Origin of the sequence: Bradyrhizobium diazoefficiens (assembly GCF_016616235.1) — a bacterium.
Lineage (GTDB): Bacteria > Pseudomonadota > Alphaproteobacteria > Rhizobiales > Xanthobacteraceae > Bradyrhizobium > Bradyrhizobium diazoefficiens_H.
In genome coordinates this window covers 4,543,668-4,558,853 of record NZ_CP067100.1, presented here as the reverse complement: position 1 = coordinate 4,558,853, position 15,186 = coordinate 4,543,668, and the positions used below count along the sequence as shown (strand labels likewise).

Sequence of the window (15,186 nt, the reverse complement as noted above, 5' to 3'; positions counted from 1 at the left end):
TATGGTCTCCATCACAGGTGCGATCCTACGCGAGCAACGTGGGCATTTTTCGACCGTTCCGGGGCCCGCGAACTTTAATCAATCCTCTGCCGTTGCGCGCAGGAACGAGCGCTTCAACTTCCAATTATTTGATGGATTGGCTCATTTGCTCGGCACTGCTGGTCTGGTGTTTTCAGAGCTCGATCATCAAGGCGCAGTAAATGACCACAGTTGAAACCGTATTGCTCGCCGCCGCCTTGTTACTAGTACTTCTCGTCGTCGGTAACGTCGGCTTCTCCAAACTGGCCGAGTGGAGGAATCCACCGATCGGCAAGTTCCTCGACTGCGACGGCGTAGTACTCCACTATATCGATCGGGGTGACCCGGCCGCGCCCTGCGTCGTGCTGCTCCATGGCAACGGGTCCATGATCCAGGACTTCACAATCAGCGGCCTGGTCGATCTTCTTGCCCGCAGCAATCGCGTGGTGTGCTTCGATCGCCCAGGCTTTGGCCATAGTCGGCGGCCGCGGCTCCGAATATGGACCGCAGCGGCTCAAGCAGCTCTGTTGGTGAAGGCGCTCAATCAAATCGGGATCCATGATCCTGTAGTGCTGGGCCATTCCTGGGGCGCCTTGGTCGCTATCGCTCTCGGCGTACAGAAGGACTATCCGATCCGCGGTCTTGTGCTTGCGTCCGGGTACTACTTCCCGACCGGCCGATTGGACGTGTGGCTGATGTCAGGTCCAGCCATACCGATTCTGGGCGACTTGGTCAGTTACACTGTCGCGCCCATCATTTCGTGGGCAGTCTTGCCGGGAGCCCTCCGTAAGATCTTCGCGCCCCGGTCTGTCCCGCAGACGTTCAAGAATGAATTTCCAGCGTCTCTCGTTCTCAGACCCAGACAGCTGAGGGCGGCTGCGGAGGAAAGTGCACTCCTCATTCCGACTGCAGCACAATTCCAAGCCCATTATTCGATCATGAGCCACCAAGTGCAGATATTCCACGGCACAGAGGACGAGGTGATCCAATTCGAACAAGCGCGAGATCTACATCAGGCGCTGCCTCGGTCCGATCTTCATCTCGTTCCAGATGCCGGGCATATGGTCACTTACGCAGACCCCGCCGCCATCGTGGCGGCCGTCAATTCAATCACAAATTCTTAAAGGCCGGCAGCTTGATCGCCTTGGACCTCGCCGGAAGAAGAGCACTCGATTTGTCAGCAGGTGAGTCCCGAGAGCACCACTGGCGCCGCGGCGGAATCCGCGCTCACCGACTAGCGCCAGTTCTGCTTCAGTTCGCCGGCGAGGGCGGTCACTGTACCCTGCGGCGCACAGGCGCCGCGACCGGCCGCAATTCCATTCTGGAAATGCCTGCTGCGACGTTGACACCTGTCTGCGCCTGGACGGATACCGGCTGCAAGGCGATGGTGCGATCCGAGCCGCCCATCAGGAGGTTGGCGCCAACTCCGGCGCCAACCGTGCCGCCGGCGGTCGCGCCCGCATAGGTTCCGGCCAAAGCCGCGTGGCGAAGCGTGGTCGGCGCAAACACCGCCCAAACGAGCTGACCGCCGGACGTGGCTCCTATGTCGAGACCAAGCGTGCTGACGGTGCCTTCGTAAGCCTCGCGCGCCTTGCCTCGCGCCGATGCGTAGATGCAGCTCAACTGCCGTTGTCCCGCAACAATCATGCCGACTCCGGGCGATATGCTGCACGTGAGTGTGCCGACCCTGGATCGCCCAGCCTCCTGTGCCGTTGCTGGAACCACGGCAAGCACGAGGGCCAGGGCCGCGCACGCTGTCGCCAATTTGGTCAGCCTTGTTTTGTTCAGCGTTGTCCTGATCATGGGAGCCTCCATCGACGTACTCTGACAATCCTTCAATGCGCGCTGAGTTCGCGATGTTCCTGATGGTACAGAGCGAAGCTCAAGAAGCACGGGACCACAGCCGCTTTGCAGGGCTCAGGATGTGGAGCACCCATGCGCAAGAGTCTCCTGCGTGAGAAACGCGCGAATGGGTTAGTGCTTAGCATCCAGAAGGAGGAAATTGCATACTCCAGGAAGAGTGCGACACAAACGATGCATCGCTCCAGCGATCAGCCCGTGGGCTGGAGTGAGGCCGCGCTCCCGATGAAGCCTGTTCCAACCTTGAAACTTGTCACATCCGCGGCCGTTGAATCGCGCCTGAGGAGATGCCATGCCGGTCAAGGACCAGATCAAGAATTTCGCCAAGAAGCTCGTGGAGAACCATCCGGACGCGGCAACGCTGCGGGAGCTGGTGCGGGCGCGCAAGCCGGCCGCGATCCGTTTCAGCGACGACGGCATCGTGCCGAACAACGCGCATTTTCCCGTGCTGCTCTATCGCGGTGCGGTGAACCTGAAGGCTCGGCGTTTTGCCCCTGAGGTCATTATCGACACCCTGTTCGATACCCACGGCTGGGCGCGGTCATGGCGCGACACCGTCTACGACTTTGTCCACTATCATTCGCAAATCCATGAAGTGATGGGCGTCGCACGCGGCACGGCCAGGATCGAATGCGGCGGGATCAAAGGGCGGATTCTGAGCGTGAAGGCCGGGGACGTTCTGGTCCTTCCCGCAGGCACCGGCCACCGGCTGATCGAGTCCAGCCGGGACTTTCTGGTCGTCGGAGCATATCCCCAGGACGGGACATACGACGAGTGTACCGACACGCGAGAGCGTCCTGACGCCATCAAGCGTATCGCCAAAGTCCGCAAGCCGAAGACAGATCCGGTGCTTGGACCCGGCGGTCCGCTGCTCCTGTCATGGCGACGACAGCCATCGCGAGCCTGACGTCTGCCGCTCAGCCTGTCATGCAGGGTCTCTCCTTGGAACCCCGAGACGCAGCGCAAGGACACTCGGCGAAGCGGGCAGGGCCTCAGCGCGGCCCACTGCGCTCAGGTCAGATAGTCCGGCGTGAAATCGGCGAGCTGGCGCAGCTCGTCGGGCCGGCGCAATTCGATCTCGCTGCCCTCCCAAGCGATCAGGCCGCGATGCCGCAGCTCCTGGATGGTGCGGTTGACGTGGACGTTCGATAGTCCGCATGCATCGGCGACGTGCCGCTGCATCATCGGCATCTGGAAGCAGCCGTGGCTGACGAGGCCGACGATCTCCAGCCTTGCGGCAAGCTCGCAGATCAGATGCGCGACCTTGGGCAGGGCCGCCTGGGCGCCGAGGCGGGCGATCCATTGCCGCGAGATTGCCGCATCGATCAACGTCTCGCGCCAGACTGCCCGGGTCAGATGCACGGAGCCGTCGAGCAGCTGCTTGAGCTGGGCGTGTGCGACGTAGCCGACGATCGACGGGCCGAGGCTGACGAGGTCGGCGTCCATCGACGGGACCAACAGCGTGTGCAGGCACGGCATGTCGCCGGGAACGTGGAACGCCAGGATCTGGCTGCGGTCGCCGACGATGCGGGCCTGATAGAGGAAGCCGTTGACGACGAACACGCAGCGTGTCGCGGCCTCGCCCTGGCGTAGCACGATTTCACCGTCCGCGACCTGGCGCAGCGTGGACGGCAGCCCCGCGATTTGGCGTCGTTCGCTTTCGGAGATATCTTCGATCGCCTGGAGGCGCGCGATGAGCTTCGGATGTGGCATGAGTCGAGAGGCGCCTCATCCGTCCCGCGGCACGGAAGCTTCAAGCAGGCGCCGCGACAGCTTGGCGACGGTCCAGTCGGAGACCGGCATACTGCGGAACTCGCGGATGGCCCGCGCCAACTCCTGATCCGACATCGGCCGGACCGGCTCAGCCAGCGTGCCGTTTGCGAAGGCGTCCCTGATGCTGTCGAGATGCGCGCTTGGACCCGCTGCGAACAAGCGGCGGATGCGTTCCAGGATGCTGGTAGGGGTCATGAGAGGGGTCGGCTCGTTCGCGGTCGGAGTAGCGGGTCGGGTGCCTTCCGGTGCCGTCGCAAACCGGTAGCAACCTGTGCTTCGGAGTCGCGTTCTAGTCCGCGACACGCAGGCCAGGCGTATCATTTGATAGAGCCGGCGCGATTTTTGGCGGTCCCGATGGAAAAAACACATGACGTGCTGATCCGGAATCTCCGCGAGCACACCGCGCTCGCAGACGGAGATGTTGCCGAGATCCGCGCGCTCACCTTCACCCGGCGTGATTTCGACTCCAACGAGGATTTCATCCGGCAGGGCGACGAGCCCGAGCATTCGGCGCTGGTCGTCTCGGGCATGGTGGCGCGCTATCATCTGCTCGGCAGCGGTCGTCGACAATATCTCTCGTTCCATCTTTCCGGCGATCTTCCGGACTCCCAAGGCTTGTTCATCGACCAGATGGATCATGGGCTGTGCGCGCTCGGGCACGCCACGGTCGCTTTCATCCCGCATCGCGAATTGTTCATCGCCTTCCGGCGGCAGCCGACGTTCGCATTGGCGGTCTGGCGCGAGACGCTGCTCGATGCCGCGATCTTTCGCGAGGCCATCACCAACAACAGTGCCCGGCCGATGCAGGCGCGCATGGCGCATCTGTTCTGCGAGCTGTTCTACCGGGCTCGCGCCGCGCAGCTCGTCCGCGGCAACCGCTGTCGCATGCCGATCAGCCTCGCGCAGCTGGGCGAGACGCTCGGCATGGCGATCGCGACCGTGAACCGGACGCTGGCCGAGCTCAGGCGGACGGGAGCCATGGACCTGCGCGAGGGCGAACTGGTTGTCCTGAAATGGCGCGAGTTGCAGCGGCTCGGGGATTTCAGTCCGCTCTATCTGCATCTGAAGCTGCAATCGCCACGGGAGTGGAGCGTGCACGGCTAAAGCGCGATGCGATCAGGATGAAGCGCCATCGTGCTTCAGCTCCTTGTTCGAGCATGGTCTTTTCGGAAAACCGCTGCGCACGTTCCCGATCATGCTTTAGCCTTCGGCGGCGGCCATCCCGCCCAGCACTTCTTGAAAATGCCGCTTCACCGCGTCGTTGCAGGAGCAGGCCCTGGCCTCCAGCGCCGGTGCATCGAGGATGAGGATGGCGCCGCGGCGAGTCGCGAGGATGCGCCTTGCCTTGAACATCTGGATGACCCGGCTGGCATAGCTGCGCGACACACCCAGCATGCCGGCGAGTTGCTCATGAGTGAGGGGGATCTCGGGGCCGCCGATATGGTCGCGGGCGGAGACGATCCACTTGGCGGCGCGTTGCTCGATCGAATGTGCGGCGTTGCACGCCGCGCCCTGGAGCAGTTGCGCGAACTGGCAGTCCGCATGACGCGCGAACAGCTCCTGAAGCGTTGTCGATCTCTGCTGCGCCTGCTCGAGCGCGCGCAGCGGCAGCCGCACCAAAGTGCCGCCGAGCTTCACGACGATGCGCGAATAGGCGAGGGAAGGGTTGCGGCCGGCCGGGATGCCGATCGCACCCTCCCGGCCCACCAGCAGGCTTTCGACCTCGCGATCGTCCTCGACCGGCACGGCGAACGACACCAGCGTCGGGCCGCAGGGAAAATGAACCACGGCGACGTCGTCGCCGGCGTGATGCAGGACGTGACTGGCTTCGAGTTCGACCAATTGGAGGTGAGGCGCGAGGAGTTCGAAATCCTGCTGACTGAGCTGATCGAGGAGATCGTTCGGGGGCCGACCGGTCACGCGTGTTTCTCTGGCCGGGAATCGGCACCGGCCAGAACCCTACGTTTCCGGAACGGAACCGACGGTTCCAAAGTGCACACAAGGGGCTTCCAGGGCGGGGAAAAGTTGACCGGCCGCTCATTGCGGAATTGCGGAAGTCCCACAATCGAGCCGGCAGGGTGCGCCGTCCCGGCAGCTTTATCTTCGCCGGTTCTGTACAGGAGTGAACATAGCGCTCTTGCGGATCAGCGTAGCGTCTGCACCGCCGGTGGAGCGCATCATCCAAAGCGCGCTTCGCAGTCGTGACGGGTCCGGCTTTGCGCGGCATGCGCGCGGTAAACATCGATCGCCCTGTTCGCGAGCATCAGCTGCCGCCGTTCGCCTAGCCTGAGCTGCGCCTCGATCGCGTCGAGAATGACATTCGCAGACTCGTCCGGCGGGCCGAGCTCGCCGCTCTTCTCGAGGGCGCTCCAGGCGATGAAGAATGCGCTTTCGACGGTGCAACGAATGGACATGCGCAGCCAACGCGGAGCGGCGACAGCCGTTCCGCGCGGTGCCGGCGGCACTGAACGAAAGTGGGGTTACTTCAGCGACGAGCTGATCGAGCCGAACTTCTTGTTCGGCGTCGAGCCGAGATTGTTGATGATGGCGATGATCGCAAGCGCAATACCGGCGCCGATCAGGCCTTACTCGATCGCGGTGGCGCCGGACTCGTTGGCCAGGAAGCCGCGGATGGTCTGCATGGTCTCACCAGAATTCGAGGCGTAAGCTGGTGATAACAATAACTCCGCGCGCGCGGAGTTCCCCAATCCGGAACCCGGGCTTGCGTCAATCCGGATCAATTCTCGTCAGAGAAAGGGCGGCGGGACCTGCATCTCGCCGCCTCGCGCGCTTTAATTCTTCAGCACGATGCGGCCGACCACCTTGCCGGCGCGCAATTCGTCGATCCATTTCTGCAGGTCGCCCATCGGCTCCTCGCGCATCGGTGTCGGCTTGATCTTGCCGGCGCGGGCGAGCGCCATCAGCTCGTGGGCTTCCGCGAGCGTGCCGACCATGAAGCCTTCGACGGTCATGCGCTTATAGACCCACTGCACCATCGGCAGCGTGAACTGGCCGCCCATCAGGCCGGAGACCACGACCTTGCCGCCGCGCGCGGCAACAGCCACCGCAAACGCCATCGACTTCTCGTTGCCGGCGAAATCGACCACCTCGTCGAAGCCGCCTTCGGTCTCTTTCAGGATGCGCTTGATCACGTCGGGCTCCGACGGATCGTAGGCCACCGCTGCACCGTTGTTCAGCGCGGTCTCGCGCGCGGCCGGCGAGAGATCGGCCACCGTGATCGGCTGCTTGAACATCGCCTGCGCGAACGACAGGCCCATCATGCCGACACCGCCGAGGCCGATCAGCAGCAAGTTGCGCTGGCGCGGACGGTCGACCAGGCGCTTGAGCGCGCCATAGGCGGTGACGCCGGAGCACATCAGGGTCGCGGCCTGGTTGACGGGCAGGGGATCGTAGTCGAGCAGGTATTTCGCGTCAGGCACCAGCACGTGGGTGGCGAAGCCGCCGTCGATGGAGACGCCGAGGAAGCGCTGCTTGACGCAGAGATTCTCGTCGCCGTTGGCGCAGTCGCGGCACTGGCCGCAGCCGATCCACGGGAAGACCGCCTTCTTCGCGCCGACGAGGCTCGCCGGCACGTCGGACCCGACTTCATCGACGACACCGGCGATCTCGTGTCCCAGCGTGAAGGGCAGCGTCATGCCGCGCGTGGTGTCGAGCTTCTTGCCGCCGCCGAGATCGGCATAGCCGTCCTGTATGTGGAGGTCGGAATGGCAGAGGCCGCAGCGCTCGATGCGCACCAGCACTTCGGCGCCTTTCGGCTTCGGCGTGTCGACGATGGTCTCGCACAGCGGCGCATCGAACTTGACCAGGGACTGCCGACGCATCAACGCCATTTTCTTTCCTCCGGAATATGAATTTTCACGCTTCGCTGCGTATATCCGCCAATTCACGGGCCATGGCAACAAAGCCCGCGATCGGAATGGTCTCGGCGCGCCGTGTCGCGTCGACACCGGCCGCTTGCGCAAGCCGCGCGGGATCGACACCAAGCGATTTCAGGCTTTGCCGCAGCATCTTGCGGCGCTGGCCAAAGGCGGCGGCCGCGACCTGTTCGAGCAGTTTGCGATCGCAGGGAAGCGGCTCGTCGCGCGGCTTGAGGCGCACCACGGACGAGGTGACCTTCGGCGGCGGCACGAAGGCGGATGGCGAAATGTCGAACAGGATCTTGGTCTCGCAGCGCCAGTTGGCGAGCACGCCGAGCCGGCCATAGGCTTCCTCGTCCTCGCGCGCGACGATGCGCTCGCCGACCTCGCGCTGAAACATCAGCACCATCATGTCGTACCAGGGCGGCCACGGCTCGGTGGTGAGCCAGTTGATCAAGAGCTGGGTCGCGATGTTGTAGGGCAGGTTCGCGACGATTTTTGCTTTCTCGCCCGCGAGCAGCGGGCGCGGATCGAAGCTCATGGCGTCGCCATGCACGATCTCGAGCCTGTCAGGGTAGCGCGCGGAAATATCCTGCAGCGCCGGGATCGCGCGCTCGTCATGCTCGATCGCGATGACGCGCCTCGCCCCGAGCGCGAGCAGCGCGCGGGTCAGTCCGCCCGGGCCGGGGCCGATCTCGACGATGGTGGAGTCTTCCAGCGGCGCCGCTGCGCGCGCGATGCGCGCGGTGAGATTGAGGTCGAGCAGAAAGTTCTGACCAAGCGATTTGCGCGCCGACAGCGCATGCTGGCGAATGACCTCGCGCAGCGGCGGGAGGTCGTCGATCGTGCTCATCAGCTGTGCGTCGCCGCCATGCGGCTGGCAAGCCTCAAGGCCGCAATCAGGCTTGCCGGATTGGCCTTGGCCGTGGCGGCGATGTCGAAGGCGGTGCCGTGATCGGGCGAGGTGCGGATGAAGGGCAGGCCAAGCGTGACGTTGACGGCGTCGTCGAACGCGACGGTCTTGATCGGGATCAGCGCCTGGTCGTGATACATGCAGACCGCGCAGTCATAGGTGTTGCGCGCGGCTTCGTGGAACATGGTGTCGGCGGGCAGGGGGCCTTTGGCCTCGATGCCGTCGTTGCGCAGCACCTTGAGCGCCGGCGCGATCACGGTCTGCTCCTCATGGCCGAGCGAGCCGTCCTCGCCCGCATGCGGATTGAGGCCGGAGATCGCGATCCGCGGCCGTTCGATGCCGAAGCGGGATGTCAGCTCGCGCGCGACGATGCGCACGGTCGAGACGATCAATTCGCTGGTGAGCTCGGCCAGCGCATCGCGCAGCGAGACGTGAATGGTGACGGGCACCACGGCGAGCTGCGGCGACCACAGCATCATCACCGGCTGCGGCACGCGGCCGTTCTCTGCGGCGAGCTCGGCGAGGAATTCGGTGTGGCCGGGATGACGGAAACCGGCGCGGTAGAGCACGCTCTTGGCGATCGGGTTGGTGACGACGGCGCCAGCGTGGCCCGCGCGGACGTCCGCGACCGCCTGCCGGATCGAGGCGAGCGCGGCCGGCGCGCTCGATGCATCGGGCATGCCGGGCTCGGCGCTCGCGCGCTCGCCGGTCGCGACCACCGGCAGGGCCTCGACAAAGACAGCCGCGGCTTCGCCGGGGCTCACCGTGGCGATCTTGATTTCGGCGCCGAGCGCTTTGGCGCGGCGGGCGAGGAAAGCCTCGTCGCCGAGCAGGTAGAACGCAGGCAAGTTCAGCTCGCTCCGCCGGAGCCAAGCTGCGATGGTGATGTCGGGCCCGATGCCGGCGGGCTCTCCCAGGGTCAGGGCGAGGGGTTTGGGCGAGGCGCTGGCCATCAGCGGTTGCGATATTCGATCATCGCCGCCTTGCGGAGCTCGTCTAGATAGGCCTTCTGGGTCTTCTCGTATTTCTCCTGATACATCTTTTCGCGGACCTCGCGCTTCTTCGGCGTGTCGATCGTGGTCGGCTTGCGCGAGCACAGCGCCACCATCTCGATGCCGGCCTTGGTCACTTCAGGCGGGGTCAGATGGCCGATCGGCATGTCGTCGAGCACCTTGCGAAGCGGCTCGGGCAGGTCCGCGGTGGTCTTGGTGACACTCTCGCGAATGGTGGCGTTCGGCGTCGAGCGGAACAGCGAATTGGCTTCCTCGCAGCTTCCGACGCGCGCGCGATAGGTCTCGGCTTCCTTGTGCCTGGTCTCCATGAACGCCTGGGACGAGCCGCGCGGCACGATCAGCACGATCGGCTGCATCTTGTATTCGGTGCCCTCGATCTGGAGCTTCTCGCCGCCCTCTTGCCGCACCTTGTCGGCGACGTCCTTTTCGCCGACGATCAGCTTCTCCTTGAAGCGGCCGCGCACGAGGCTGGTCCAGACCATCTCGGCCTTCATGCGGCTCTTCAGCGTCTCGGGGCGGACGCCCTTGGTTTCGAGCGACTTGGTGAGTTGGTCCGACGAGATGCGCATGCGCTGCGCCATGCCGTCATAGGACTGGTTGATATCGGAGACACCAGGATCGACGCCGTACTTCTTGCCTTCCTTGAGCTTCACCCTGTCGTCGATCAGCTCGTTGATGACCTGCTCCCGGCTCGGCGTCTTCTGTGTCGTCAGCTGGTCGAGCTTGGAGCGCTGCTCGATATCGAAATCGGTGATCGGATCGCCGTTGACCATGACGACGATGTTCTGCGCCCGCGACGGCGCGGGGAGGCCGGTCAGGACCAGCCCGGCACCGATGGCAAGGAGGAGGCGGAAGACAGGCAATGGGGTCGTCATGATTGTCGCTCGTATGTCAGCCGGGATGAGCCCTGCGATCGGGAACGCCCGGCCGTCAACTCAAATGGTTCACTGAATGCCAGAAGAGCTGGACCCCGACGAGGTCGCCAGCGTGCGCAGGCCGATCTGGAACATGAACGCGTGGCTCAGCACGGGCGGCGCCGTGCCCGCGGAATAGCTATACGAAGTTATGTAGTTCGCCGCCAGCACGAAGCAATCGTCGACATAGCCGGCGCCGAGCACATACTGGTTGATCTTGTTGGCCTCAAGGTCCCAGCGCGCCGAGCCCGTCACCACCCAATTGGCCGCGACCTTCAGCGAGCCGGTGGTCAGGATGCCCTCGCGGCGGGTCAGATAGCCGAGTTCCGGCTGCGCAGCGTAATTGCCGTACATCATGCTGATCGACCAGCGATTGAAGTTGGCGCGGCCTTCCGCCTCGAAGCGCTGCACGTTCCAGGTCTGCTCGTCCATGCGGGAGCGGACGCTGAAGGTATAGGTGCTGTTGGGCGAGTAGCTGGCGCTCGCCACGTAATCGGAGCGCGGCTTGTCGAGGCCGGAATCGAGGCCGGTATTGATGGAGTCCTGGACTGCGTAGGAGTTCAGGCCGAACAGCTGGTAGGACTGGCCGAACAGCACCTTGACGGCGCCGCCCTTGTCGAACTGCGTCGTGGCCTGCACGCCGACATTGGCGCGGCCGCCGCCCTCGACGCGGTCGTAGCCGGAGAACTTGTCGACGCTGAACAGGTTCGAGGCGTCGAACACCATGCTCTGGGCGTCCTCGTTCGGGAACCTGCCGGCATAGGTCTCGTTCGGGCGGATGATGATCTGCGCGATCGGCTCGACGGTGGTCGAGCCCCAGGGCTGAACGTTGATGAAGGGATAGCGGTATTCGAGGCCGACGGTCGGCATCAGGCGGAGCGCCTGGGTATCGCCGACCGGAAGGTAGTTCGACACGCCCGGCTGGTTGGAGACGTCGGAGTTGATCGCGTCGGCACGCAGGATCGCGAACGGCGTCCAGATCTCGCCGAACGGATCGGTATAGGACTTGCGCCACTGCGCTTCCGCCGTGAGACGGGTGTAGGTGCCCGGGAAGCCGCGCAGCAGGCACTGCGACGGGGTGCGCGCGAGCGGATCGGCCGACGTCGTGGTGCACAGGCTGTTGGTGTTGGCGAGCGTCGTGATCGGATCGAATGCCGCCGCATCACGCGACAGGTTGACGAAATTGGTCTTGTAGCTGAACTCGCCGCCGAACACCGGATAATTGAGCACGTTCGAGTAGTCGATCACGGGATAGACGACCGGCACCTGGCTCTGGTTGCCCGAGAAGCTCAGCCAATACATCGTGCGCGCGTCGAAGAAGCTGCGATTGCCGACGCCGGTGAGATAGAGCTGCGACAGCGCGTCGGTCGGCAGATTCAGGAAGGAGCCGAGCGGATCGCGGTAGGCCGACAGGCGGTAGTCCGACATGAAGTAGTAGTCGGACAGCAGCACGCCGTCCCAACCGACGACCCATTTGTCGTTCAGCGCGAACTGGCCCTTGGTCTCGATGCCACCGCGGAACTGGCGGTCGCCGGGCAGCCCTGCGAACTTGTCGGGGTTGAGCTGGTCGATGCCGTAGAGGCGGATCTGGTAGGCGCCGTCCAGCAGGCGCTGGCGGTACTCGGCCTGGAACAGCACGCCCTGCTTGGACGTGATGCGCGGGCTGAAGGTCATGTCCATGTCGGGCGCGATCGCCCAGTAGAACGGGACTTCGACGCCGTAGCCGAACGCGGTGTAGGAGGTGAAGCCTGGCATCAGGAAGCCGGTCTTGCGCTTCACGGTCGGGTCGGGCGTCGAGAAATAAGGCATGTAGGCGAGCGGCACGCCGAAGAATTCGAGCTGCGCCGTCTCGAAATACAGCATCTTCTCCTGCTGGTCGTGGATGATGCGGGCACCCTTGACCTGCCAGAGTGGCGGCTTCTTCGGATCGTCCTTACACGGCGCGCAGGCGGTGTAGACGCCGTTCTCGAACACCGTGTAGTTGCCGCTGGAGCGATCGGCGCGGCTCGCAGCCATGCGGGTCTGGTCGGCGGTGTCGACGCGCAGCGAATCGACGAAACCGTCGCGATAGTCGTCGGAGAGATCCATGATCTCGGCGTAGGTGATCTTGCCGTCGGCATCCGTCATGCGGATGTTGCCTTCGGCATGCAGGCGCTTGGTCTTCTGGTCGTAGACGACCCGGTCGGCCTCGACGCTGGTGCCGTTGTAGAACAGCTGGACGTTGCCGACGGCGGAGACGCGCGAGTTATTGTAGTCGTAATCGACCTCGGTCGCCTGAACCAGCATCTGGTTATCGTTGGCGACCTTCGGCGGCTTCGGACGCGGCGGCAGCGGATTGTAGGTGAAGCCCTGGGCCACGGCCGGCGTCACCGCGGCGAGGTCGATCAGGGCGCCGAGCGATGCCACGGTGGCGACAGCCAGCAGGAGCCTGCGAATGGACACGCCGACCCCGTTCGCGCGCACCGATGTGCGCCGCGTCAAACGAGACACGGGTCCTCGACGGACGGCAGTCACTAACCGTCCTCCTGGTACAACAAGGCCAAAAAGCCGGTGAGGCCGCCCACCACCACGGGCAACCACGCCGCAGCGATCGGATGCATCAACTCAGCCTTGCTCAAGTCTTCAGTCACTTTCGATAGAACGTAGAGCAGAAAGCCTGCACCCACGCCACTCAAAACCATCTTCTGCACGCCGCCCATCCGGAAGAAGCGCAACGACACCGAGGCCGCGAGCATCACCATGGCCGCCAGCAAAAACGGCTGCGCCAAGAGCTTGTGATACTGGAGTCGGTATCCGGCTGTCGCGAAGCCTGAGCTTTCGGAGGAGCGGATGTAGCTCGGTAGTTGCCAAAAGGACACAGTCTCGGGTGTGGAAAAGCTGTTGCGGACCTGCGCCTCGGTCAGCGTCGTCGGAATCTCCAACGTGGCCTGGTCGATCGGCGGCTGGTCCAGCGAGAAGCGGCGGACGCCCTTGAACAGCCAATGGCCGGACTCGAGCGTCGCCTCACGCGCCTCGACCCGCTCCTTGAAATGCTGCTCCGTGTCGAAGCGGAACAGCGTGAGCCCCGTGAGCCGCACGCCCTGCTGCTCGCTGCGCGCGGCATTGATGATGGTCTGGCCGTCGCTCGTCACCTGATTGAGCCAGAAGCCGGAGGCGTCCTGGATGCCGCCGCCGGGCGCCGAGCCGAACAGCTCCGCCTCCATGCGCTTGGAAAGCTCGCGCAAGTTCGCCGACATCGGATTGTAGGCGACGGTGGCGATCACCCCGATCAGCAGCGCGCTGCCGAGCGCGGGCGAGATGAACTGCCAGGCCGAGATGCCGGCGGCGCGCGCCACCACGAGCTCGAGCCGCCGGGAGAGGGCGAGATAGCAGGTCATGGCGCCGATCAGCATGCAGAACGGCGTCAGCTTCTCCAAGAGCTGCGGCACCCGGAACAGCGAGGTCTCGGCCACCATGATCGCGGAGGCGGAGGCGAGGCCGGAGGTCTTGCGCACCATCTCGATGTAGTCGACCAGAACCAGCAGCAGGAAGATGCTGGCGAACACGCCGAGCGCCGCGACCACGAAGCGGCCGGCGAAATAGCGCCCGAGTGTGTTGGTGAGCATGCTCATGCGGCGGCCGGCCGTCCGAACAGCCGCGCGATGCGCGCGTTCGACCTGTTGATTGCTTCCATGAGGCCGGGCGGCGGCTCGACCACGATGCCGCCGATGATCATCCACAGCCCGACACCGATGGCACCGAGAACCATCGCGTATTGGACCAGCACCGGGCCCGGCGATTTCACCGCCATCACGGAGCAGGCAAAGCCCGCCATGCGCAGGCCGAACACCGCGATGATCGAGGAGCCGATCGAGAAATTGCGGCTCTGGCGGGTGGTGCGGGGCGCGCCGAGGAAGGCGAAGGTCAGCACGGCAAAGGCGAAGGGATAGATCGGTGCGAGCAGGCTGTCATGCAGCGCCGAGCGGAACTGCCCGGGAATCTGCTTGTAGACAGGGTCGTCCTCGGACGGCGAGAACAGCTCCCAAAGATAGCGCTCGCGGATGCCGAGGGCGACGTCGCGGCCCTGGTTGCCGAACTTCGACATATCGAAGCCATAGCGGCCGAACGCCACCAGCGCAGGATCGCGCTTGCCGACCTCGAAGCGCTGGAGGTTGCCGTCCTTGAGCACCAGGAACGAGCCGTTCTCGTTCTTCACGACCTCGCCATGCTCGGCGACGATGGAGACGCGCTCGTTCGGGTCGCGGCGGTCGTCGATGAAGATGCCGGCGAGGATGCCGCCGGGCTGGCGCTCGCGGATCCTGATCGTGAGATTCTTGTCGAGCTGGGCGAAGCGGCCCGGCTGGAGGATGTTGGTGAGCACGTCGGCGGTGATCTCGGCGTCCCATTGCTTGATCCGGCGCATGCCGTCGGGGGCGAGATAGGCCGCGATGAATGCCACCAGCACCGCCACCACGCAAGTGGCGTAGAAGAACGGATAGAACAGCCTGAACGGCGAGAAGCCGGCGGCATTCATCACGATGATCTCGGAATCGGTCGCGAGCTTGTTCAGCGTGTGCGAGATCGCGATCATCAGCGCGATCGGCGAGATGATCAGGACCAGCGCCGGCACGACGAGGCTGGTGATGCCGAGGAAGGTCAGGATGGTCTGACCCTGGCTTGTCATCAGGTCGATGCCGCGCAACGCCTGCGTAATCCAGATCACGCCGGTGAGGCTGACCAGGACCAGCGCAAACGACGCCAGCGTCGTGCGGAAGATATACCTGTCGATTGACCCCATGCGCTACCGCACGAATCCCACCAAGTCCCCAAATCCAGCG

Annotated in this window: 16 protein-coding genes and 1 pseudogene; 4 read left to right on the top strand and 13 right to left on the bottom strand. The window is 64.3% G+C overall.

Annotated elements, in window-relative coordinates; genetic code table 11:
• The first annotated feature begins 1 nt into the window (after position 1).
• On the top strand, positions 2 to 214 hold the full coding sequence (locus tag JJB99_RS21765) for a hypothetical protein (RefSeq protein WP_200494366.1): 213 nt from the start codon (positions 2 to 4) through the stop codon (positions 212 to 214).
• Entirely contained in the window at positions 201 to 1,142 is a 942-nt protein-coding gene (locus JJB99_RS21760) for an alpha/beta fold hydrolase (protein WP_200494365.1), read from the top strand. The genes JJB99_RS21765 and JJB99_RS21760 overlap by 14 nt, the downstream gene beginning before the upstream one ends.
• A 148-nt stretch (positions 1,143 to 1,290) precedes the next feature.
• Here JJB99_RS21760 and JJB99_RS21755 read toward each other — a convergent pair whose 3' ends face one another.
• Positions 1,291 to 1,821 carry a DUF992 domain-containing protein gene (locus tag JJB99_RS21755; RefSeq protein ID WP_200494364.1) on the bottom strand — a complete coding sequence of 177 codons (531 nt, stop codon included), beginning with the start codon at positions 1,819 to 1,821 and terminating at the stop codon, positions 1,291 to 1,293.
• Between the two features lie 349 nt (positions 1,822 to 2,170).
• Between JJB99_RS21755 and JJB99_RS21750 the strand changes: the two genes are divergently transcribed.
• A complete protein-coding gene (locus tag JJB99_RS21750; protein WP_200494363.1) occupies positions 2,171 to 2,785 on the top strand; it encodes a cupin in 615 nt (204 codons plus the stop codon).
• 104 nt (positions 2,786 to 2,889) lie between these two features.
• Here JJB99_RS21750 and JJB99_RS21745 read toward each other — a convergent pair whose 3' ends face one another.
• Together JJB99_RS21745 and JJB99_RS21740 are read right to left on the bottom strand one after the other, a co-directional pair.
• Positions 2,890 to 3,591 carry a Crp/Fnr family transcriptional regulator gene (locus tag JJB99_RS21745; protein ID WP_200494362.1) on the bottom strand — a complete coding sequence of 234 codons (702 nt, stop codon included), beginning with the start codon at positions 3,589 to 3,591 and terminating at the stop codon, positions 2,890 to 2,892.
• A gap of 15 nt (positions 3,592 to 3,606) precedes the next feature.
• A complete protein-coding gene (locus tag JJB99_RS21740; protein WP_200494361.1) occupies positions 3,607 to 3,846 on the bottom strand; it encodes a hypothetical protein in 240 nt (79 codons plus the stop codon).
• A 159-nt stretch (positions 3,847 to 4,005) separates the two neighbouring features.
• On the opposite strand from JJB99_RS21740, the gene JJB99_RS21735 reads away from it, so the two are divergent.
• Entirely contained in the window at positions 4,006 to 4,755 is a 750-nt protein-coding gene (locus tag JJB99_RS21735) for a Crp/Fnr family transcriptional regulator (RefSeq protein ID WP_200494360.1), read from the top strand.
• Between the two features lie 96 nt (positions 4,756 to 4,851).
• Here JJB99_RS21735 and JJB99_RS21730 read toward each other — a convergent pair whose 3' ends face one another.
• From JJB99_RS21730 to lptF, 10 genes and pseudogenes are all read right to left on the bottom strand, one after another.
• Positions 4,852 to 5,571, bottom strand: a complete 720-nt coding sequence (locus JJB99_RS21730; protein ID WP_200494359.1) for a Crp/Fnr family transcriptional regulator — start codon at positions 5,569 to 5,571, stop codon at positions 4,852 to 4,854.
• 257 nt (positions 5,572 to 5,828) lie between these two features.
• Positions 5,829 to 6,065 (bottom strand): hypothetical protein, encoded by a 237-nt coding sequence (locus tag JJB99_RS21725; RefSeq protein WP_200494358.1) that lies wholly within the window; start codon positions 6,063 to 6,065, stop codon positions 5,829 to 5,831.
• A gap of 66 nt (positions 6,066 to 6,131) precedes the next feature.
• A pseudogene (locus JJB99_RS36285) lies at positions 6,132 to 6,293 on the bottom strand (Flp family type IVb pilin).
• A gap of 150 nt (positions 6,294 to 6,443) precedes the next feature.
• Positions 6,444 to 7,502 (bottom strand): alcohol dehydrogenase, encoded by a 1,059-nt coding sequence (locus JJB99_RS21715; protein WP_200494356.1) that lies wholly within the window; start codon positions 7,500 to 7,502, stop codon positions 6,444 to 6,446.
• 25 nt (positions 7,503 to 7,527) lie between these two features.
• Positions 7,528 to 8,382: a 16S rRNA (adenine(1518)-N(6)/adenine(1519)-N(6))-dimethyltransferase RsmA gene (gene rsmA, locus JJB99_RS21710; RefSeq protein ID WP_200494355.1), complete on the bottom strand. Its 855-nt coding sequence runs from the start codon at positions 8,380 to 8,382 to the stop codon at positions 7,528 to 7,530.
• Positions 8,382 to 9,395, bottom strand: a complete 1,014-nt coding sequence (pdxA, locus tag JJB99_RS21705; protein WP_200494354.1) for a 4-hydroxythreonine-4-phosphate dehydrogenase PdxA — start codon at positions 9,393 to 9,395, stop codon at positions 8,382 to 8,384. The genes rsmA and pdxA overlap by 1 nt, the downstream gene beginning before the upstream one ends.
• Positions 9,395 to 10,330: a SurA N-terminal domain-containing protein gene (locus JJB99_RS21700; RefSeq protein ID WP_200494353.1), complete on the bottom strand. Its 936-nt coding sequence runs from the start codon at positions 10,328 to 10,330 to the stop codon at positions 9,395 to 9,397. The genes pdxA and JJB99_RS21700 overlap by 1 nt, the downstream gene beginning before the upstream one ends.
• Positions 10,331 to 10,399: 69 nt before the next feature.
• The gene (locus JJB99_RS21695) at positions 10,400 to 12,883 is read right to left on the bottom strand and encodes an LPS-assembly protein LptD (RefSeq protein WP_200494352.1); all 2,484 of its coding nucleotides are present in this window, start codon (positions 12,881 to 12,883) and stop codon (positions 10,400 to 10,402) included.
• Positions 12,883 to 13,980, bottom strand: a complete 1,098-nt coding sequence (gene lptG, locus JJB99_RS21690) for an LPS export ABC transporter permease LptG (protein WP_200494351.1) — start codon at positions 13,978 to 13,980, stop codon at positions 12,883 to 12,885. Before lptG ends, JJB99_RS21695 begins: the two co-directional genes overlap by 1 nt.
• The gene (lptF, locus tag JJB99_RS21685; RefSeq protein ID WP_200494350.1) at positions 13,977 to 15,146 is read right to left on the bottom strand and encodes an LPS export ABC transporter permease LptF; all 1,170 of its coding nucleotides are present in this window, start codon (positions 15,144 to 15,146) and stop codon (positions 13,977 to 13,979) included. The genes lptG and lptF overlap by 4 nt, the downstream gene beginning before the upstream one ends.
• Positions 15,147 to 15,186: the final 40 nt, after the last annotated feature.